We start from the raw sequence: 19,247 nt of genomic DNA, 5'->3' as shown, positions 1-19,247 counted from the left end.
TCAGCGCAATCCGCACCGCATCAGCGCGAAATTCGTCCGTCCGTTTCAGTCCCATAGTTCGTCTCCTTTGCTGCAGTAAATGCTATCAAAGGAGCGGCATCAAACCGCGACACGTCCACACTTGATATCGGAAGTTTGAGGGAGTTGCCTGAAACAGGCAACTCAACGGAAATCCCTGCTCGCCAAAACGTTGTTCGCGAGCGTTGATCTTCCTTTTTTGCCGGTGCCACCTTTGGATTTTGTCCTGAAGCGCCAAAAAAGTGAAAGCTGGCCTTGGGCCCGGTTGGATCCGGAGAAGGCGGGAAAGAGGGCCGGCGGGGTTCCCGAGGGATCCTGCTCCCCCACCGCAGCGCTGATTTCCAGAAATACCGTTCTCCGATCCGCGCACGGTTTCCGTGCGCTCCTTCAGACATCGGAGACCACCCATGGCCAGGTTAAAACCCAGGTTCGATGCCGCGGCGTCGATCACCAACGAACTCATCGAAATCATCGACCGGGGCGTGCTGCCCTGGCGCAAACCCTGGCGGGTCGGCGGCAGTTCGGTGCCCCTTCGCCAGAACGGTGAGCCCTACCAGGGCATCAACAATTTCCTGCTGACCATGCGCACCATGGTGGCCGGATACACATCTCCATACTGGATGACACTGAGGCAGGCGAATGAGCTAGATGCGAAGATCATCAAGGGCTCGAAATCGTCGGTGGTCGTCTATTACGGCACTACCGAACGGGACCGTGAGGAAGGCGTCAACGAAGACGAGGGGGAATCCGAAGACCCCAAAACCATCCCCTTCATGAAGTCCTACCGCGTCTTTAATGCCGATCAGATCGAGGGGCTGGACCCTCGCTTCCATCCCGCTGCGGCCGAACCGGAAGTTCATCCCGAACGCGTACCGATCCCGCATATGCAGAGCTTCTTCGAGGCAATCGGTGCCAATGTCAGCTTCTCTGGTCGCGAAGCATGTTATGTTCCGAACCTCGACAAGATTTACATGCCCCCGATCGAGCTCTTCGGGAACCCGCGGAATTTCTACGCCGTCTGGGGTCATGAGCTGGGTCATTGGACGAAACCCCGGCATCGGTTGAACCGCAGCTATGGCGATGCTCGGTTCGGGAACACGGCCTATGCCCGCGAAGAAATCGTGGCCGAGCTCTGTACGGTATTTCTGGGGCAGAAGCTCGGGTTCTCCGCGCATACGCTGGAGCTGAACGCGGCCTATCTCGACAACTGGGTGCGCGTACTCCGCTCGGACAAGCGGGCGATCTTCAAACATGCGGCGGACGCGCAGCGTGCCTGTGACTATCTCGTCGCGGCCTCGGAGGCGGGAAGGGCAGGGGAGGCGGAAAAGGCCGCCTGAGGAGAAAGGAAAAGCTGGCTTTGGGTCTGGTGGTTTCAACACATCCCGAAAGGACAGACCCATGAGCCATGCCGAACCCGCAGACTATCCCCGACCGAACGCCACCATCATCGCAGCTCAGAACGATGCTTTTCGCAGGTTTGCCTGCCTTGGCATCGCCCCGGATCAGCTGATCCAGGGCCGCCTCGTCGTTACCCAGTCCCTGATCGAGGCAGGCGATGGTTTCGTCACAGAAGCCGTTCAGGCCACCGGTGCTTTTGATACATTCGAGCCGGAAAACGATCCCGAAGGCTGGCACGATTTCGGGGCGGTGACGATCCGGGGTGAGACCGTGTTCTGGAAACTGGATCTGTATGAGGCCAGTTCCGATTTCCGCTATGGCGCGGAGACGCCCGAGAACCCCGAGACCACCATGCGCGTGCTGACCGTCATGATGGCGCGCGACTGGTAGGGCAGGCCGCACCCCAACCTTCCATCGCCGACAGGCCCGCTGACCCTCCGAAAGGGAAAGTGGGCCTCTTGTCCTGTTGGTTCCCGGATCCGGGGATCGGTCGCACGGAAACGCGCGGCCCTCTCAATCACGTCGAGAAGGACATGTCATGACTCAGTCGTTCAAACCCACCACCGTCGCCATCGGCGATCTTGTCGCCCATCCCGCGAACGTACGGACCAATTCCCCCGAGACCTACGCCTCCGAGAATATCGCGCATCTCAAGGCCAGCATCGCCGTATTGGGCCTCCTGCAACCGCTGCTCGTCCAGAAGATTGACGGCAAGTTCGGGGTGCTCGCCGGTGGCCGTCGTCACGCGGCCCTGCTGGAACTTGTTGCGGACAAGACCGCCAAGGGCTTCTCCAACAGCACGAAGATCGATTGCCGCCTGGTCCCCAACGATTGTGATGTGACCAGCGCGCTCTCGCTCGCCGAAAACATCACCCAGGCCCCGATGAATGCGATCGACGAGTTCGAGGCCTTCGCCCGGATGATGGAGGTCGATGGCCAGACGCCGGAAACCATCGCCAAGACCTTCGGTACCACGGTCGCCGCTGTCAAAGGCCGGCTGCGCTACGGGCTCATCCATCCCGATATCCGCGCCGCGGCCCGCGCCAAATCGATCACGCTCGATACGATGAAAGCCTTCGCCGATCATCCCAGCCAGGAGGTGCAACGCGAGGTCTTCGAGGCGCTCACCAAGGAGGACAACTATGTCCAGGCCTACACCGTGCGGAACGCGCTGAAGTCCCGCGGTGTCCAGGTCAGCGACGATATCGGGGCCTTCGTGCGCAAAGACTACGAGGCACGTGGCGGTGCAATCGCGGCCGATCTGCTTGATGAGCATTCCGTGCTCGAGGATTCCGCGCTGGTGGAAACGATCCTGCTGGAAAAACTTGCCGCCGCCGCCGAAGAGGCGCGGGCAGAGATCGGCTTTGCCTGGGCGGATGCGGTCATCCAGTACGACTATGCCGCCATGGCGGATTATGGCCGGGTCTATCCGGGTCCGGTCGAGCCCGACGAGAAGGGTTCGAGACGCGTCGACGAGATCACCGCCGAGCTTGAGAAGCTCGAACACGAGATGGAAAACGAAGAGCTCGAGGACGAGGCGTACAATGAACTCTACGAACGCGTGGACGCGCTGGAAGCCGAGACGCGGGACCTCCAGGAGGCCTATAGCACCGAGGATCTTGCCCGTTCCGGCGTGATCGCGTCCTGGTCGCATGGCAGGATCTCCCTGCATGTCGGGATGGTGCGCCCTGAAGACAAGGCGGAGCGTTCTGGCAAAGGCACCGGTGCACCGAGCGACAAGGGCGTCGTAGACGGCGATCAGATCACCTATCCCGCCTCGCTCACCGAGGACCTGAAGACCGAGCGGGCGATGGCGCTCGGCGCGGCCATGGCGATGCATCCAGAGGCGACGCTCGACCTCACGCTCTTCAAACTGGTCACGGATGTGCTGACCAGCGGTTTGGGCGTCACCCAAGCGATCAAGGTCGATGCGCGCCAGGAGTATCGTACCCACGCCAAAATGGACGAGATCGACGGCACCTCGCTTGAACAGGTGGCCGAGGCCCATGACGCACTCGACCTCTCCTGGGCCGATGACGCGAAATCCCCTGCAGATCAGTTCGCGCTCTTCCGGGCGCTCGACGCGGGCGAGAAGGCGAAACTCGTGGCCTTTGCCACGGCGGCGACCACGCAATCCTGCTTCTCACGGGACCGGCAGCGCGACAGCTTGATGCATGACTTCGAAGTTGAGATCATGCCGGACATCCGGGCGCATTGGACGCCAAACGCGGCACTCTTCAACCGCTTCAAGAAAGCCTGGCTTCTGAAAATTCTCGGTGAGGAGCTGGGGCTCGCGCAGGAGGCGGTGACCCTGGCCTCTTCGACCAAGAAGCAAGTCGTCGAATTCTGCGACAAGCTCTTCGCTGAGCCCTTCGCCACGCTAACGGAGGCGCAGCGCGCGGCAGTCGCGGCCTGGTGCCCGCCGATGATGCAGACGGCTGGCGTCGAGCCAGCCGAGACACCCGAAGACGCAACCGAGGTCGCAGAAGCGGCTTGATCGAGCAGGCGGCCCGCCCGGCATGTCCGCCGCGGGTCGCACCCCTCCCTCCATCTTACAGGTAAATCTCATGTCCCTTCTCAGCTTCTCCGCCGCGAGCGTCGCGGCCCAGATCGCGCATGCGCGCGACTGTTCCACCTTCCTTCCCAACTGGAACGGGCCGGTGGGCAAACCCGCCCTGATCCTAATCGGCGGCACTGGTGCGCATCTGCGCTCGAACGGCATCGACGGCACGACGACGCGGATCGTCACAACCGAACGCGCCGATCCCTCCTACGCCTTCGCCGAGGGCATCAACCCGTTCCGCGATCCAGACTGGATGGCCGAACGACAGGCGGCCTTCCGCGATCTGACGGGCCAGTTCTACACGGACATTCTCGACGACGTGCAGATGCTCATCGACCGTGGTCATGACATCATCCGGCTGGCCACTGACGGCCACATGATCCGCGTCTTCCTGCGCCGCGCCGCTGACTACCTGATCGGCGGTACCTACGACGTGCCCTCCGGTCTTGGTGGGACGTTCCGGGTGATCCTCAGGGACGCCACCGACACCTATGCCATCGTGCAGAACTTCGGCAATTGCGAGGATTTCGACGAGATGCTGCCCTACCGGGTGCCGCTCGACGCGCTCATCGAGATCGATGACCGGAGGGTGGCATAGTGGGCTGGGTCTTCTATACTGATCGCCGCGTGAAAACTTACGCGGACGAAAAGGCTGAAATCGCCCGGCTCTGCACCTTCGAGACCGACACTCGTAAGACGGCGCTTCTCAAGGCCTGCAAGGTCGGGTCGACCTGGTATGCCGCAGCCAAGGTCACGAGTATCGACGCGTCGCCGGTCGAGGATGTAACCTACGCCACCGACGACGACGGGTCGATCACCTTCGGGGCCGTCTTCCTGACCCGCTATGATGATGGCTGCTGGGGCTACAAGGACATGGAGGAGAGCACCGGACCGGTGGAGTCGCGGGCGCCGCTCGGTCTTCTCGCCCTGTTGTCCGAGCTGAAGGATCCCGACAGCTATGCCCATGCCTGGCGCCAGCGCTGCCGCGACTGGGCGGCGATCCCGGACTACGACGAGGGCGACAAGATCAAACTGGCCGCGCCTGTGACGCTGAGCGATGGCAGCACCTGCCAGATCGTGACCGCCACCCACTACCGGCGCGGAGGGCAGAAGCGCCGGTGTTATCGCATCGAGGAAACCGGTGGGCTCGTCCGTCTGTCGAAAGCCTCGCTCGCAGGGTCGGAACTCCTCAGCTCGGCGAAGAGTGCGGCGAGTCCGGTCCTGGCGGAGTTCTTCGCCGGGAAGGGGCCTTGATGTTGTATCTCAAATGAGATACATAAACGCCGACCAAAGGAGGTCCGACCATGCCTGCCCAGACATCCATGCTCCACGTCCGTGTTGATGACCAACTCAAGGCGCAAGCCTCGGATGCGCTCGCCGGTGTCGGTCTGACTCTTTCCGATGCGGTGCGCATCCTCTTGACCCGCGTCGCTGCGGAAGGTGGGCTGCCGGCGGGACTGACCGCCGATCCCGACGCCTATGACGCATGGTTTCGGGCCAAGGTGCAGGAAGCCCTGGACGATCCGCATCCGGCAAAGACACAGGCCCAGGTGATGCAGGACGCTCAGGCGCTGATTGACGGGAAGCGACGTGCCCGATCTTGAATGGAAAGCCACTGCCATCGCCGACCTTCTGGCGATCATCGACTACATCTCCGACGACAATCCAGATGCCGCGCAGGCCCTTAAGGACGAGATCGAGGTCAAGACTTCCAGATTACCGGAGCATCCACAGATGTATCGTGTGGGCCGTGTCGACGGTACCCGCGAGATGGTTGTGCGCCCGAACTACATCGTGGTCTACGCTGAAGACCCCGACACCGTGACCATCTTGCGCATCCTGCACGCCGCACAACTATGGCCCTGATCGGGATGGCCTGAAGCCGTCCCAATTCCTGGCCCTCTCGACACCTCAAAAGTGAAGAGAGGGCTTTCTGTCCTGTCAGACCCGCAACCTGACTCAAAGGACAGACGACATGGACAGCCGAAACCCGGAACTCCCACCTCAATTCCCATCGAAACCTCAACTTCTGCAGGCCATTCGCCTGATCGGCAGCGAGATTGAAAAGCAACCGCTCAAGAGCTCGTCTCTTGCCCGGATCATGCGCGAGACCTTTGGCGGTAGCGATGCCGGCGGCGCGTGGTCCTGGCGCATGGCCTATGACCTGATGCAGGCTGCGGCGGTGATGCAGCTGGTCCGAGAGAGCGGTCTGGAGACGCTCTCAGGCGCGAAGATGCTCGCCACACGGCTTCTGACGGAGACGCGGCGCTCCGAGCAGCAGATCCGTTTGCAGCAATTCTCGACGCCGCTGCCCTATGCGGCGCTGGTCACGCGTGCCGCCGCTATCCGCCCCGGCGAAACCTTCCTTGAACCATCGGCCGGGACCGGCGCATTGGCGGGTTTTGCCGTCCGCGCCGGCGGCAAGCCGATGCTCAACGAGATCGATCCCTTCCGCCGTGCGCTTCTCGAGGCGGTGTTCGAAAGCGAGGTGAGTAGCCTCGACGCCGAGCATATCGACGACCTTCTCCAAACCTCCGACCTTCCGGGCGTCATAGTGATGAACCCGCCCTTCGCATCCTCGGTCGATCGGTCGCGGGACAGGCACATCGCGGCGAAACATCTAATCGGCGCTGCCAAGCGCCTCGCGCCGGGCGGACGTCTCGTGGCGATCATGCCGATGGGCTTCACGCCGGAACGGGACGCGGCCCATTGGGCACGGGCCTCGGCCATCGCGAAGCCGCGCCTTGCGCTTGCTATCCCAGGCCGCGCCTACCGCAAGCTCGGCACCACCGCCGAAACCCAGCTCATGGTCTTCGACAAGGTGCAGGAGGACGTCGAGATCGTCCGCACAGCTGTCGACGATCTGGATGCGGCGCGGCAAATCGTCGATGACATCGCCGCAACCCGGCCGGTCGCCCCTCTTGTCAAGACCAGTGTGCAGACACGGCGTGGGTCGCGCCGGGTCGGTGTCCCTATCGCACGTCAGCGCCCAATCGCCCCGGTGGCGTCTGCCAAACCCAAATCGCATGCCGCCATCCCGCTGGCCTTCACCGTCCTCGACACGCCCCGCGAAAACACGCCCGTTTCGGACATCTATGCCCGCTACCGCCCGCAGCGGATCGAGATCACGGGGGCCCAGAAACATCCCACGCCTCTGGTCGAAAGTATCGCCATGGCCTCGGTCGCACCCCCGGTCCCGTCGAACGAAGCCGCCGCCGATCTGCGCCTGCCCGGCCGCCTGATCGAGGGGGGGCACCTCTCCGAGGCCCAGCTCGAAACCATCCTCATGGCGAACGATGTCCACGCGCGCGACCTGCCGGGGCGGTTCACGATCGACGAGGACCAGACCCGGATGACCCGCGCCGACGACGATCCGGAGGCGAGGGCCTATCGTCTCGGCTACTTCCTCGGCGACGGCACCGGCTGCGGCAAGGGTCGGGAATGCGCCGGGCTCATCCTGGTCAATTGGCTCGCCGGACGACGCAAGGCGGTCTGGATTTCCAAATCCGCCACGCTCATTGAGGACGCCATTCGCGACTGGACCGATCTCGGCGGCTCGCCCGCCGACATCCAGCCGCTTTCGAAATGGAAGCCGGATCAACCCATTCCGATGGGCGATGGCATCCTTTTCATGACCTATGCAACGCTACGCTCGGCGGGCAAATGCGGGACGACCCGGCTCAGCCAGGTTCAAGACTGGATGGGCGACGGGTTCGACGGCGTCGTGGCCTTCGACGAGGCCCATGCCATGCAGAATGCGGCCGGGTCCGACGCGGGCAGGGGGGTCAAGCCCTCCCAGCAGGGCCTCGCAGGGCTGCGCCTGCAGCTCGCCGCGCCCCGGGCGCGGGTCTTCTATGTCTCGGCAACCGGCGCCACCAGCGTGCAGAACCTGGCCTATGCCTCCCGCCTCGGACTCTGGGGTCAGGGCCCGGACTATCCTTTTCCGAGTCGCGAGAGCTTTGTTTCCGCGATGGAGGCCGGAGGCGTGGCGGCGATGGAGGTGGTGGCCCGGGATCTGAAGACGCTCGGCTTCTACACTGCGCGGGCGCTCAGTTTCGATGGGGTTGAATATGACGTGCTCGAGCATGCGCTGACACCCGCCCAGATCGAGATTTACGACGCCTATGCGGGCGCGTTCCGGACGATCCATCGCAATCTCGAGGCGGCGTTGACCGCGACCGGCGTCGATGATGCCTCCGGCCAGACCAACGCCTCCGCCGCCAAGGCCTCGGCCAAGTCCCGTTTCGAAAGCACCAAACAGCGTTTCTTCAACCACCTTCTGATGGGCATGAAAGCCCCGACCGTCATCCGTGCCATTGAAAATGATTTGGCCGAGGGATTTGCCTGCGTCATCCAGGTAGTCTCCACGGGCGAGAGCCTGTTGAAGCGGCGGCTCGAGGCGATGGACCCGGAAGACGAGCTCGTGGAAGGTGCGCTGACGCCCCGCGACTACGTGCTCTCTTACCTCGAACAGGCTTTCCCGATCCACGCCCAGAAGCTGGTCGAGATCGACGGGAACATGATTGCCGAACCGCTACGGGATGCGAATGGTGCCCTGGTGGTCTCGCGCGAGGCCGAGGCCTTGCGCGATGCGGCAATGATGGAGTTGATGTCGCTTGCGCCTATTCCCGCCACGCTCGACCAGATCCTTTGGGCCTTCGGCGATGAGGCCGTGGCCGAAGTAACCGGGCGCTCCATTCGACCCCTGAAATCCTGCGACGGGGCCCTGTTTATCGAAAAGCGCAGCGCCAACAGCAATTCCTCGGAAACCCGCGCCTTCATGGACGGCGAAAAGGACATCCTGATCTTCTCCGATGCCGGCGGGACAGGTCGCTCCTACCATGCGGCTCAAACGGCCAAGAACCAGAAACGGCGGCGACACTATCTGCTGGAGCCGGGCTGGCGGGCAGACGCCGCGATCCAGGGGCTCGGGCGCACGCATCGTTCGGCCCAAGTGTCAGCACCCTTCTTCCGGGTCTGCACTTCGGATGTGCACGGTGAGAAACGCTTCACCTCGACGATCGCCCGGCGGCTCGATCAGTTGGGCGCCCTCACCAAGGGCCAGCGCGAGACCGGCTCCCAGGGCATGTTCCGCGAGGAGGACAATCTCGAGAGCCCGATCGCAAGGGGTGCGCTGCGCGGCTATTACGCCGACCTGGCCGCCGGGCGTGCCGGGGCCATGAGCTATGAGCAGTTCACGGATTGGACCGCGCTGCGACTGATCGACCAGGATGGCGTGCTCCTGGAGGAACTCCCACCGATCCAGCGCTTCCTCAACCGGGTGCTGGCGCTGCCGATCCATATGCAGAACGCGCTCTTTGCCGAGTTCATGGCCCGGATCTCCGATCAGACCGAGCGGGCGCGGGCCGCCGGCACGCTCGATCTCGGCGTCGAAACATTGCGCGGCGAGAGGATCGAACAGGTCTCGGTGGAGGATCTCTGGACCTGTCCGCGTTCCAGGGCGGTGACACGGATCGTCGGACTCGAGGTGACCGACCCAGTCCATGTGCTCTCGGCAGAAGAAGCTTTGGACCGGAACCCCGACAAGCTGCCCATGATCAACCGCGCTTCAGGCCGCGCGGCGCTCATCTCCGCTCGCCCGATGCAGATGTATGACGAGGAGATCGTCACGCTGATGCGCAAGGTGACACGCCCGAGCGGGTCCACCTATGTCGAGGAAGGGAAGTTCCAGGCTTCCGCCTGGGAAGAGATCGAGCAGTCTGAATTCATCCGCCTTTGGGATGAAGAGGCCGATGGCCTGCCCAAGGTGACGACGACGAAGCTTTACCTGCTGACCGGGCTGCTGCTGCCGATCTGGAAGGACATCCCCTCGGGAAACGAGCGCATTTACCGCGTCACGCCGGAGGGGCAGGCAAGCATGATCGGCCGGACCGTCAGCGAGGACGGCGCCGCGGCCTTGCGTGCGCGGTTCATGGTCGGCACACCGAAAACCTCGCAGGACATGCTGACGGCCGCGCTCGGATCCACCGCGCCGGTCGATCTGGGCCGGGGTCTCACGCTCACCCGCCGCCGCGTCGCGGGCGCGGCCCGCCTCGAGATCGACGGGGCCGATAAGGGTGCCATCGAGGGTCTGAAGGCGGTCGGGTGTTTCACCGAGATCATCGCCTTCCAGCTTCGGGTCTTCGTGCCCCACGAGGAGGGTGTTGATACCGCCGCTATCCTGGCTCGGATCGTGGGGGAAGGGTCTCCAACGGCGGCAGATCGCGCCGCCTGAAAGGGAAAGTGGGCCTTGGGTCGGGGGAACGCGGAAGGGTGCTTTGCCCCCTCGCGTTACGGCGTCGTGGCGGGTCTCTGGACCCCTCGGCGCCTTCCCCCACTTTCAGACACAAGGACGAGACCCATGACCAACTCCGAGAGCACCTTCGCCGAGACGATGGCAAAATGGCAGGCCGAGCGCGACGCCGCCAACAAGGCCACCCGAAACGAGCTGCTCCCGCAATTGCGAGGCCTCGGCATCACCGAGGTCACCGCCGAATACTAGGGCTACGGCGATTCCGGGAATATCGAAGACGTGACGGTGCAGCCGGTGGGCATTGCGCTTCCTGACGAACTCTGCACGAAGCTCGGCGACTTCGCCTTGTCCGTCGCCTATCATCAGCATCCGGGCTTCGAGAACAACGGGGGCGGCTATGGCACGCTGACCTGGGATGTCACCGCCGACAGCATCACGCTCGATCATGCCGACCGCTATGTCGAGTGCTCCCACAGCCATGACGAGGGGCTCTGACATGGCCCATCCCCTCCATCATGCCGAAAGTTCCGCCCGGAAGTATGGCGGAACGCGATCCGACTATCAGGCCGTTCACGACTGGTTCGATGCCTCAAAGGAGCATCTCGCCATCTTCACCCACCGTGCTCTGCGCCATCACACGCAAGGCATCTTCGAGGCCGAACGTGTCTTCGGGCTCTCCCTCACCAACGGGGCGGGGCGCGAGATTCCCATCCGCTGGATCGGCGAGCAGCATGTCCGCCAAGACTGCCAGGGCCGCATCCCGAGCCTCGCCGACTGGCTCGGGCGGATCCAGCCAGAACCCTGGATGGCCAATGGGCATATCGACCGGCAGGCGCATGAGCCCGTCGGCGATCCGCGCTCGGAATGGCTGGCCGAGGTGGCTGAGGGCAAGACGATCCTCGGCCTCAAGGACTGGATGGAGGCGAGGGGATCATGATGCGCAACGTCCGCAGGTTCTACGATTGCAGCACCACACATCTGCCCGCGCCAACCGCGCAGGACATCGAGAACGGGCTCTTTGCCAAATCGCCGTCCATGCGGAACGAATATGGCTAGCTGTTCTCTGTCCCGGAGACGCTCGCCGATCTGCCGGAAGGCGTCGACTGCGACGCCTTCAAGACGGTCATGGCGTTGGCGATGGATGCGGGCTGCGACTACGTCCTCTTCGATCGGGATGTCCCGCCAGTCCCCTATCTCGAGGTCTTCGACTGGTAGATCGAATGCGGTTGCACAGAGGCCCGATCCACGGATCGGGCCTCTGTGCTTCCAACGCCAACATTGGAAATGGAGATCCAGATGAACATCGCCGAGATCAAGGCCGCCGTGGATGCCGGCAAATCTGTCCATTGGGCGAACGAGGGCTACCGGGTGCATCGGGACACCCTCGGCCAATACCTCATCACCTTTGTGCGGAACGGCAGCACGATCGGTCTGACCGACCGGAGCGGCCGACGGCTGAACGGGGCCGAGGCCGACTTCTTCATATCGGAGCCGGGCCATGATGGCGCGACAGCGCAGGGGAGGGTGGTGCGCGGGGCGACGTCGGACACCTCGTCTACCGCCGGGCCGGGCTGACGGGCAGGAGAGAAAGGAAAGCATCTGTCTTGAAAATCAAGGCTGCGTTTCTGACCAGAGCCTGTTTTCGCTGAGAAGCGTGTTCGCGAGTATGAGGAGCTTTCTCATCACGGCGGTGATTGCGACTTTGAAAGGTTTGCCCGCCTTCTTGAGGCGCTGATAGAACGCGGCCATGTCCTTGTTCCAGCGGATCGCGACGACGGCAGCCATGTACATGACGTCTCTCACTGGTTTGCGTCCGCCGCCGATCTTGCGTTTTCCGCGAAAGCTGCCTGAATCACGGTTCATGGGCGCGACACCGGAAAGAGATGCGATCTGCTTGGCATTGGCGCCGCCCAGTTCGTTCAGCTCGGATATCAATGTTGCAGCAGTGGTCAGGCCGATGCCCGGAATGGATGTAAGGATTTCATGCTTTCGCCTGATGCCATCGTCTTCTTGAAGCAATACAGCCAATAGCTGTTCGAGATCTTTGCAGTGACACTGACACAGAGAAATGCGCGCCGCGATCTGCGCGATCACCAGGTCGTCCAGTGTCTGTGTTTGCTGCTGTTTCAGGATCTTCATTTCATCGACGATTTGCCTGCGAGCGACTGTAATCTCAGCAATTTTTGCTTGCAGCTTGGAAGGCGGTGTACTCGCCGGAGGTCGAACTCTTTCACCATACTCAGCCAGGACCTGCGCATCGATCCTGTCGGTCTTGGCCAGGCGACCTACTGACCTCGCGAAGTTCCTGCTTCTAGCAGGGTTCGCGACAGCAGTCCTAACACCAGCCCCATGAAGCGTTTCATGCGCCTTCCTGTGATAGCGTCCCGTCGCCTCGAGGACCACAAGATCGGCATCGTGATCTCGGCAGACGTTGACCAGTTCGGCAACGCCTCCAGCGTCATTCTTGAAGCTGTGATGATTGCCAGCCGGCGAAACATACACGTCCAGCTGATCCTTGCTGACGTCGACCCCAATGACAATGAATGGGGAGGTCGCCGTGGTGATGGTCTTCTTTTCTTGTATCCGGGACATCGGTGACTCCCCTCCATCTGTTCAGAACAGTTCCATCTTTGGAAGCCGACCATTCTTTCCTTCGGTACGTTATTACCCGCAGGCTTTCGGTCCGACTTCCCCCGGGATGGTTAGCAATGCCGTTCCCAGACTTCGACGTTCCGCTGGGGGCACCGTCGCACCATCAAAGATACAAGAGGGCTTTGGGTTTTGCGATCCCATGAGGGGTCGAAAAGCAATCCCGCGTGCTCTGGCAGGAAGCCGGGCACCGGCAAACCCAAGGAGAAGACCCATGTTCGCAGGAACCCTGACCAGGAACGCCGAGACCGCAGCCACCGCCTATTCCGGTATGATCCACTCCACCCGGTTCGACATCGCCATCCAGCTCGAGAGCCGGACGAAGATGTCCGAGCGCAGCCCGGATTTTGATGTGACCGCGGTGAACAAGTCGGGCCGGAAGGTGCGTATCGGCACGGCCTGGAACGAGACCGGCAACACCAGTGGCAATCCCTACATCTCGATGCAGATCGATGTCGGTCTCGGGCCCTTCCGGGTCAACGCCGTGCAGACCAAGGAAGCACGCGAAGCAATGACCGGTGAATTCGAGATCATCCCGCTGGTCTCGAACGGTGCGATGAAGTCCGGCTCGATCTCGGGCGAGCTGACCGCGATGGATGCAGACAACGCCTTTGCCGGTTACATCGCCAACATGATGTTTGACCTCGACTTCATGCTGATCGAGAACGCTTTCAAGACCGAAGAAACCCATCCCGACTACCGGATCGAGGTCTCCTCGCCGCGCGGCCACCCGATCCGCGTGGGTTCGGCCTGGATGGCGAAGAGCAACCGCACCGGCAACGACTACGTCTCGCTCCTCATCAACACGCCCGATGGCGATCTGCGGGTAAACGCCGTGCAGAACGAGGAGCAGCGCGGCGGCCAGACCTTCTCGATCATTCCCTTTGTCGAGAGCGCCGGCCAGGACCGGTCGGACAACGCCGGGCTCGCCCTGGTCGGCTGACAGGCAGCGACTGCTACAGAACCGGCGCCCCGCGCAACCGGTGCGCTTTCGCCCGTGCAGGCCTGATCTTCCTCCCAAAACGGCCTGACGGGGCGGTGCCGGTCCTGTCTCCGACCGGCCCGCGCCTCCTGTCCCCAAGAGGCAAGTCCCGTGAGGGGAGCCGCAGTGACGCGGCTCCCCTCTTTTCGTTTCACTCCGACAGAAGGACTAAGCGCATGTTCAATCTCACCCATCCCAAGCTGGTCACGCTCGCCGAGGCCGAAGGCTATGCCGAGATCGCGGACTTCCTGGAGGACTATGCGCAGGGCAGCATCGTGCCCGCGATCTGCATGGCGCCCGATTGCGATCATACCGCCGAACTCGAACCGGATCAGCGCGCCGACTTCCGTGAGGCCTGCGGCCGCCCCTCCATGAAATGCGGCCTCGTCATCGCAGGCATGAACTGAGCGGCGCTGGCCGCGATCCTCTCAAAAGATTGGAAACGACATGATACCGCACGATCCCAAAAAGATTGCCGAACGAGGCGCATCCGGTTTCTCCGAAGCCGAGATCGCGACCATCGACGCCGCCCGCATCATCCTGCGCAGGCATGCCCGCTCGACCTCCGCACTGCAGTCCTGGACCATGCTGACCGACTACCTGGCTCTGAACGCCGTTCATGAACGGGTCGAGGTGTTTCGGGTGCTGCTTCTGGACCGGAAGAACAGGCTGATCCGCGACAGGGTCATGACTCGCGGCAGCATCGATCACGTCCCGGTCTATGTCAGCGAGGTGCTCCGCGCCGCCCTCGTTCTCGATGCCTCTGCCCTCATCCTCTGCCACAACCACCCCTCCGGCGATCCGCATCCGAGCCAGACCGACATCGAGCTCACCCGCAAGATCGTGGAGGCCTGCAAGGTGATGGAGATCGTCATTCACGATCACATCATCGTCGGCTTTGGTCGGGAGAAGAACGCGTTCAGCATGCGGGCGGCGGGAATGCTGTCGGACTAGGTTGGCGCAACGGAACACCGCGCAGCTCCCTGGCAGTCGTATCGCTAGCAGTATCTCGCCCGCCTGATCCGCGACCGCGCCGCCGGCGTCTCCAGATGGGCATACCGACCTCCGGAATATCTCCGACAATCGAGCGCGTGACCGGCCGCGATCAGCGCGGCGCCGATGTCCTCACCATCGGCGTAACAAATGCCCACCCATCGGTCATGGGTCCGCTCGCCGTTGAGCTCGCATTCTATCGAACGGCCATCGAGGTAGTTCACCATCCAGCGCCGGGCATCCCGGCCCGCCCGCGTTCGGAGCTCGGGAGCATCGACGCCATTCAGACGCACAGGTGTGCCGGAGACGACGATGGTGTCGGCGTCCCGGATCTGCACCTGCGCGATGGCTGGTGATGTCAGCAGGATCACGACGATCGGGATCAGATATTTCAACTTCCGCCTCCTCTGCAGGTGGGTTCACATTCTTCCGGGCGTAACACTCTCAGACCCTTATCGCATCAATTGGCCCGAAGCGCCCACTGCCTGACGGCCTCCCCCGCTCGGCTTCGCGTGTCGCAGGCGAGAACGGCCCTGCGGTCCGTCGCGCATTCGGCCATGCGGCCTCACCGCGGCGCAGCACTTGGCATCCCGGTTTGCCCGTCTCGCGAGCAGGCCGCGCCCCGGCCGCTCCGCCGGATTGCGCTCCGGTCTGTTTTGCGGGGCAAAACGATCCCGCCGCTCCATCCGTCTCCCGCGTCCGGTCGCGCCCTTTGCCTGCTCGCGTCGGGCAAACCTACCGTCAACAACACACACATGAGTGCGGAAGCATATCCTCCGGATGGCCCCCAAATCAGCCCGCCTCAAGGATCGCAAAACTTTTCGGCGAGGGCGGCGGGGGTGAAGAGGGCAGTCCAGTGGTCGATGACGCGCCTGTGGTGGGCGATGCGCCCGGAAAACTTTTGCGCCCGGCGCGCCGGCGGCTTCGCCGTCCCTGACCCGGACAGATTCGGTGAACCAGACGTACGGCCATGCCACCACACTCACGTGGTGGTTCCCCGAACATCTGGAGACACCAACATGACATACGAGAACACGAACGCCTACGAGACCATCGAACTTTTCGGCCTGACGGAGAAAGACGCGGAGCTGCCCATCCCCGAGGATCACGTCCTGACCGACAGCATCGTCCGCGAGACTTTCGAGGCCCTGCTTGGCCAGCTGCGTGGCACCGGTCTCGAGACCGAGATCGAACCGCTCGCGCACGGGATCGCCACGATTCTGCAGCGGCGAAAGGTTGCAACCGGCAAGGAGTTGGACCGAACCGCCGACAAGATCGGTGCCCTGGCGAAGTCCCATGACGGATCAGAGATCGCCGAGACCGCTCTGGAAGAGGCGCAAGCTCGCTTCCTGCAACTCCGCGAGATCGTGGGCGCCATTGAGGTGATGAGCGAGGCAGCGGCAGAATGCTACGAGGTCGAGACCGGCCACGCCTTTATCCCGGCGGCAGGGTCACGTGCGAGCGCACGGGCGCAAGAAACAGGGGCCGTCTTCGAAGCGCGGCAGCTGCTGGAGCAGCATGATCGGGAGACTGCGGCCAAGTCGAAAGTCGAAGGCGTGCCTCTGATCGTCTCAGGAGCAACCGACTGGACTGATATCGACGTCATCTTCTCGACACTCGACAAAGTTCGCGAGCGGATCAAGCAGAACCGCAATCAGGAGATCTTCCTCTGCCACAAGGGCGGCAAGCATGGGGCCGAGATGATCGCCGCCCGGTGGGCTCGGGCGCGCGGCGTCGCACAGGCGCGCTTCGATCCGCGCTGGTCCGCGCATGGGCGGGCGGCACCCTTCAAATGCAACGATGAGATGCTGGACGACAAGTTTGCTGCGACGGGAGTTGTGCTCTTCGGAGGCAACGGGGTCGCGCTGAACCTCGGGCAGAAGGCCGAGGCGAAGGGGCTCACCGTCATGCGGGTCGCCGATCCGGCGAAGAAGACGGCAGACGCGTGAATGAGAGAGGGTCGCCTTTGGGCGGCCCTTTTGCCTCGTTTTCACGTCGGCGTCTAAATGCGACCAAGCGGACGTATCGAACTCACTAGATGCAGCTCTTCGCCGATGACACCCTTTGCAAGATTCCCCTGAGACGCTAGACGGGTAAGCCAGTTGGCAACTGTCACAGGTCCCCAGAGAAATGACTATTTACTACGATCAGTTTGAGACCTGGGAGGGGTCTTTCCGCGAACTGGCAGTTGATCTGGTAGGCAAGGAAGCGATCGAAACCCTCGCTTCATCGAGTTTTGAATTCATCGAGGATGCGGGCGACTCCGTGGTTCGGCATACGGACATCGAAACGGCGTCAGACGCGATTTACGATTGGCTGCAAGCACATGAATTCTGCGTCTTCCATGGTACACGTTTGCTGCCGGACGAAATCCTATCTTTGCAGCAACTTGGTCTGCGTCCGTTGGTGGCCGCAGACCGCAGGCAAAGACTCACCGAAATTCTCAAGACCCATCCTCAGTGGCATCATCTAGAACACCGACTTGCCGAGGTACTTGAAGATGTCGGCCCGAAAAACAAGCAAGGCCGACGGGAAGGACAAGTTCATTTCAGTCTATCTCGATCGGGTCTCGCGAATGGTTTCGACCACTATTTGAGTCACGGCTCTGAGTTTGATCAGCATGTCGTGCAGCGGTTGTTCGGCGATCAATCGGGCCTTCACCTGCTCCACTCGGAAACCGTTCCCATCATCGTACATGTCCGCATTGGTGGCGAAGAACTCGTTCGAGGTGCTCATCCGCACTTCAGCTACTCTGACATCATCGGCATGGGCGAAATTCCTGGGATTGCACGCGTCTTCCTGAACAGCTGGGCATTCAAGGTAGCGAACCCCAGTTTCGATATTGCCAAGCTGCGAACTGACTGTTGCATGATGCAACGGGTCGCCACTCCGCCCGAACGGATCATCGATTTGGAAAAGTTCGGCGAGTTGGACGCAAAATGAGTGTCGAGCAACAAGTCGATAAAATGATCTCGTCAGCCCCGCCAGACCGAGGCCCGGCTGGACAGCTCGTCCTTCCAACTGGACAAAATACTGCGGTTTGATCACACGAATCCGTGACTGGTTCGGTCAAGACGGGCCCCTGCCGGCGGCTGCACCGCCGTCACCGCGCTCGCAGGTTCCGGCCGTGCCGGCCTCCACCCGGAACACGAGGCCTCTGGACGTGCTGAGTGGCATACCCCGGCGGCGGTCTCCTGACGGAGCCAGCCGGCGGGGTTGCCCTCATGCGCGCCAGAAACCACGCGATCCGCCCGTCCGGGTGCAGATCGCTGGGGCGGGCGCAGCGCAACGACCGCGCCGCCCGATGACGGCGACCTGTCCGGGCGGACAACTCTTCTGCCAGACCTGCGGCTGTATCACCGCCCCGGATCGCCACACAGGCGACGGGGAAGCCGAGCTTGAGGCAGACGATCACGGTCGGGCCGATCGGGCGCACGCGAACCATCGCGCCGACGGGTTGGATGAAAGCGGCGCGGACCTGGTCATGTCTGACACAACCCGACAGGACCGAAGGCGGCTGAGGAGCGGGATGCACATTTGGGTCTCCCCTCTTTGCTCATAGATGTGGATCGCACGGGGTCGGGCAGTCCGTGCCCTCCGCTCACGCTCCGGCAAACACAAATACGGTTTCCACGCGCGGGGCGCGCGGACCCTCCGCATTTGCATTTGCGGACCTCCCTTGTCCCCCGTGCCGGGTGATCCCCATCGCAAAAAGGAGAGACCCAAATGACCAACCACTACGTCGCCACCGTTCCCGTCAAGTTCACCGACAACGAAGGTCAGGAGCGCACCCGCTTCCAGCGCGTCGGCGCGATGTTCCGCAACACCCGCAACGGGGACGGCTCGGAGTTCTTCAGCCTCAAACTCGACTTCCCCGTCGCAGTCCAGGAGTTGGTGATGTTCCCGCCGAGCTCCAAGGAACCGCAGGAGTAATCCTCTGGCGAGGATGGGCCGCCCTAGGGCGGCCCTTTCCCTGTTCCAGGGAGGGCTGCGCCAAGACCGGGAACCCCTGCCTTCGGCCGGTGTCCCCGGGAAGGTGTCAGGACCGCGCGCGGTCCTGACGGGGGATATCAGAGATTGCCTGGAACAGGTCTGCCGGCCAGCCTCAAGGGGGCCATCCACAAAAACAGTCGGGCTTGAGCCCGCCGGTTTTTCCGGCAGAGATTTGGTGGCCCAAATCTGGCCTCCCTTGACCCTGTCCGTCAGCCCCGTCGGTGAAGAGATGCGCCGTCCCTCGCTTCCGTCCGAACACATGTGTGTTCGGCCTGAAACTCGGGCGCAGGCATGGAGAAGATCGGACGGAGTGCGGACGAAGAGGGGGGTGATTTTTTGGCCCTGCGGGCGGGGCCTCGCACTTGCGGTGCTCGGCCCGAAGCGGAATACGAGGCCGC

At 62.6% G+C, this 19,247-nt stretch carries 22 protein-coding genes; 20 read left to right on the top strand and 2 right to left on the bottom strand.

Annotated elements, in window-relative coordinates; translation table 11 throughout:
• Positions 1-425 precede the first annotated feature (425 nt).
• From ACRARG_RS21355 to ACRARG_RS21295, 14 genes are all read left to right on the top strand, one after another.
• A complete protein-coding gene (locus tag ACRARG_RS21355) occupies positions 426-1,355 on the top strand; it encodes an ArdC family protein (protein ID WP_432692025.1) in 930 nt (309 codons plus the stop codon).
• A gap of 61 nt (positions 1,356-1,416) precedes the next feature.
• A complete protein-coding gene (locus ACRARG_RS21350) occupies positions 1,417-1,806 on the top strand; it encodes a DUF3768 domain-containing protein (RefSeq protein WP_432692024.1) in 390 nt (129 codons plus the stop codon).
• Between the two features lie 148 nt (positions 1,807-1,954).
• Positions 1,955-3,913 carry a ParB/RepB/Spo0J family partition protein gene (locus tag ACRARG_RS21345; RefSeq protein WP_432692023.1) on the top strand — a complete coding sequence of 653 codons (1,959 nt, stop codon included), beginning with the start codon at positions 1,955-1,957 and terminating at the stop codon, positions 3,911-3,913.
• A gap of 70 nt (positions 3,914-3,983) precedes the next feature.
• A complete protein-coding gene (locus ACRARG_RS21340) occupies positions 3,984-4,577 on the top strand; it encodes a regulator (protein WP_432692022.1) in 594 nt (197 codons plus the stop codon).
• Positions 4,577-5,233, top strand: a complete 657-nt coding sequence (locus ACRARG_RS21335; protein WP_432692021.1) for a DUF6927 domain-containing protein — start codon at positions 4,577-4,579, stop codon at positions 5,231-5,233. The genes ACRARG_RS21340 and ACRARG_RS21335 overlap by 1 nt, the downstream gene beginning before the upstream one ends.
• 50 nt (positions 5,234-5,283) lie before the next feature.
• Positions 5,284-5,583, top strand: coding sequence for a type II toxin-antitoxin system RelB/DinJ family antitoxin (locus tag ACRARG_RS21330; protein ID WP_432692020.1), 300 nt, complete (start codon positions 5,284-5,286; stop codon positions 5,581-5,583).
• Entirely contained in the window at positions 5,570-5,845 is a 276-nt protein-coding gene (locus ACRARG_RS21325) for a type II toxin-antitoxin system RelE/ParE family toxin (RefSeq protein WP_432692019.1), read from the top strand. The genes ACRARG_RS21330 and ACRARG_RS21325 overlap by 14 nt, the downstream gene beginning before the upstream one ends.
• A gap of 109 nt (positions 5,846-5,954) precedes the next feature.
• A complete protein-coding gene (locus ACRARG_RS21320; RefSeq protein ID WP_432692018.1) occupies positions 5,955-10,214 on the top strand; it encodes a strawberry notch-like NTP hydrolase domain-containing protein in 4,260 nt (1,419 codons plus the stop codon).
• 126 nt (positions 10,215-10,340) lie between these two features.
• Positions 10,341-10,481 carry a hypothetical protein gene (locus tag ACRARG_RS21315; RefSeq protein ID WP_432692017.1) on the top strand — a complete coding sequence of 47 codons (141 nt, stop codon included), beginning with the start codon at positions 10,341-10,343 and terminating at the stop codon, positions 10,479-10,481.
• Positions 10,482-10,511: 30 nt separating this feature from the next.
• Positions 10,512-10,727, top strand: a complete 216-nt coding sequence (locus ACRARG_RS21310; protein WP_432692016.1) for a DUF6878 family protein — start codon at positions 10,512-10,514, stop codon at positions 10,725-10,727.
• A gap of 1 nt (position 10,728) precedes the next feature.
• Positions 10,729-11,169 carry a DUF6915 family protein gene (locus ACRARG_RS21305; protein ID WP_432692015.1) on the top strand — a complete coding sequence of 147 codons (441 nt, stop codon included), beginning with the start codon at positions 10,729-10,731 and terminating at the stop codon, positions 11,167-11,169.
• Entirely contained in the window at positions 11,166-11,288 is a 123-nt protein-coding gene (locus tag ACRARG_RS21300) for a hypothetical protein (protein ID WP_432692014.1), read from the top strand. Before ACRARG_RS21305 ends, ACRARG_RS21300 begins: the two co-directional genes overlap by 4 nt.
• Positions 11,289-11,447 (top strand): DUF5983 family protein, encoded by a 159-nt coding sequence (locus ACRARG_RS21560; RefSeq protein WP_480382068.1) that lies wholly within the window; start codon positions 11,289-11,291, stop codon positions 11,445-11,447.
• Positions 11,448-11,528: 81 nt separating this feature from the next.
• Positions 11,529-11,807: a hypothetical protein gene (locus ACRARG_RS21295; RefSeq protein ID WP_432692013.1), complete on the top strand. Its 279-nt coding sequence runs from the start codon at positions 11,529-11,531 to the stop codon at positions 11,805-11,807.
• A gap of 36 nt (positions 11,808-11,843) precedes the next feature.
• Here the strand turns inward: ACRARG_RS21295 and ACRARG_RS21290 are convergent, their stop codons facing one another.
• On the bottom strand, positions 11,844-12,824 hold the full coding sequence (locus ACRARG_RS21290; RefSeq protein ID WP_432692012.1) for an IS110 family RNA-guided transposase: 981 nt from the start codon (positions 12,822-12,824) through the stop codon (positions 11,844-11,846).
• 271 nt (positions 12,825-13,095) lie between these two features.
• Here ACRARG_RS21290 and ACRARG_RS21285 point away from each other — a divergent pair, with 271 nt between their 5' ends.
• From ACRARG_RS21285 to ACRARG_RS21275, 3 genes are all read left to right on the top strand, one after another.
• Complete coding sequence (locus ACRARG_RS21285; RefSeq protein WP_432692011.1) at positions 13,096-13,824, top strand: DUF736 family protein; 729 nt, start codon at positions 13,096-13,098, stop codon at positions 13,822-13,824.
• Between the two features lie 215 nt (positions 13,825-14,039).
• Entirely contained in the window at positions 14,040-14,270 is a 231-nt protein-coding gene (locus ACRARG_RS21280) for a hypothetical protein (RefSeq protein ID WP_432692010.1), read from the top strand.
• 40 nt (positions 14,271-14,310) lie between these two features.
• Positions 14,311-14,817, top strand: coding sequence for a JAB domain-containing protein (locus ACRARG_RS21275; RefSeq protein WP_274838407.1), 507 nt, complete (start codon positions 14,311-14,313; stop codon positions 14,815-14,817).
• A gap of 44 nt (positions 14,818-14,861) precedes the next feature.
• On the opposite strand, the gene ACRARG_RS21270 is transcribed toward ACRARG_RS21275, so the two are convergent.
• A complete protein-coding gene (locus tag ACRARG_RS21270) occupies positions 14,862-15,251 on the bottom strand; it encodes a thermonuclease family protein (protein ID WP_043755224.1) in 390 nt (129 codons plus the stop codon).
• A gap of 624 nt (positions 15,252-15,875) precedes the next feature.
• On the opposite strand from ACRARG_RS21270, the gene ACRARG_RS21265 reads away from it, so the two are divergent.
• The 3 genes from ACRARG_RS21265 to ACRARG_RS21255 all read left to right on the top strand — a co-directional run bounded on the left by ACRARG_RS21265 (position 15,876) and on the right by ACRARG_RS21255 (position 18,789).
• Complete coding sequence (locus ACRARG_RS21265; RefSeq protein ID WP_432692009.1) at positions 15,876-16,805, top strand: DUF2493 domain-containing protein; 930 nt, start codon at positions 15,876-15,878, stop codon at positions 16,803-16,805.
• A gap of 181 nt (positions 16,806-16,986) precedes the next feature.
• On the top strand, positions 16,987-17,799 hold the full coding sequence (locus ACRARG_RS21260; RefSeq protein ID WP_432692008.1) for a hypothetical protein: 813 nt from the start codon (positions 16,987-16,989) through the stop codon (positions 17,797-17,799).
• A gap of 783 nt (positions 17,800-18,582) precedes the next feature.
• The gene (locus ACRARG_RS21255; RefSeq protein ID WP_028093953.1) at positions 18,583-18,789 is read left to right on the top strand and encodes a hypothetical protein; all 207 of its coding nucleotides are present in this window, start codon (positions 18,583-18,585) and stop codon (positions 18,787-18,789) included.
• Positions 18,790-19,247: the final 458 nt, after the last annotated feature.

Origin of the sequence: Pseudooceanicola profundi, assembly GCF_050897955.1 — a bacterium.
GTDB lineage: Bacteria > Pseudomonadota > Alphaproteobacteria > Rhodobacterales > Rhodobacteraceae > Pseudooceanicola.
Note: the sequence above shows the minus strand (reverse complement) of the source record. Positions and strands in the feature narration are given on the sequence as shown.

Excerpts from the sequence above, each read along its gene's own strand:
- ACRARG_RS21315 (WP_432692017.1), top strand. The coding sequence starts at position 10,341 with ATGACCAACTCCGAGAGCACCTTCGCCGAGACGATGGCAAAATGGCAG.
- ACRARG_RS21265 (WP_432692009.1), top strand. The coding sequence starts at position 15,876 with ATGACATACGAGAACACGAACGCCTACGAGACCATCGAACTTTTCGGC.
- ACRARG_RS21285 (WP_432692011.1), top strand. The coding sequence starts at position 13,096 with ATGTTCGCAGGAACCCTGACCAGGAACGCCGAGACCGCAGCCACCGCC.
- ACRARG_RS21320 (WP_432692018.1), top strand. The coding sequence starts at position 5,955 with ATGGACAGCCGAAACCCGGAACTCCCACCTCAATTCCCATCGAAACCT.
- ACRARG_RS21295 (WP_432692013.1), top strand. The coding sequence starts at position 11,529 with ATGAACATCGCCGAGATCAAGGCCGCCGTGGATGCCGGCAAATCTGTC.
- ACRARG_RS21350 (WP_432692024.1), top strand. The coding sequence starts at position 1,417 with ATGAGCCATGCCGAACCCGCAGACTATCCCCGACCGAACGCCACCATC.
- ACRARG_RS21260 (WP_432692008.1), top strand. The coding sequence starts at position 16,987 with ATGACTATTTACTACGATCAGTTTGAGACCTGGGAGGGGTCTTTCCGC.
- ACRARG_RS21345 (WP_432692023.1), top strand. The coding sequence starts at position 1,955 with ATGACTCAGTCGTTCAAACCCACCACCGTCGCCATCGGCGATCTTGTC.
- ACRARG_RS21255 (WP_028093953.1), top strand. The coding sequence starts at position 18,583 with ATGACCAACCACTACGTCGCCACCGTTCCCGTCAAGTTCACCGACAAC.
- ACRARG_RS21330 (WP_432692020.1), top strand. The coding sequence starts at position 5,284 with ATGCCTGCCCAGACATCCATGCTCCACGTCCGTGTTGATGACCAACTC.
- ACRARG_RS21355 (WP_432692025.1), top strand. The coding sequence starts at position 426 with ATGGCCAGGTTAAAACCCAGGTTCGATGCCGCGGCGTCGATCACCAAC.
- ACRARG_RS21290 (WP_432692012.1), bottom strand. The coding sequence starts at position 12,824 with ATGTCCCGGATACAAGAAAAGAAGACCATCACCACGGCGACCTCCCCA.
- ACRARG_RS21340 (WP_432692022.1), top strand. The coding sequence starts at position 3,984 with ATGTCCCTTCTCAGCTTCTCCGCCGCGAGCGTCGCGGCCCAGATCGCG.
- ACRARG_RS21305 (WP_432692015.1), top strand. The coding sequence starts at position 10,729 with ATGGCCCATCCCCTCCATCATGCCGAAAGTTCCGCCCGGAAGTATGGC.
- ACRARG_RS21300 (WP_432692014.1), top strand. The coding sequence starts at position 11,166 with ATGATGCGCAACGTCCGCAGGTTCTACGATTGCAGCACCACACATCTG.
- ACRARG_RS21275 (WP_274838407.1), top strand. The coding sequence starts at position 14,311 with ATGATACCGCACGATCCCAAAAAGATTGCCGAACGAGGCGCATCCGGT.
- ACRARG_RS21280 (WP_432692010.1), top strand. The coding sequence starts at position 14,040 with ATGTTCAATCTCACCCATCCCAAGCTGGTCACGCTCGCCGAGGCCGAA.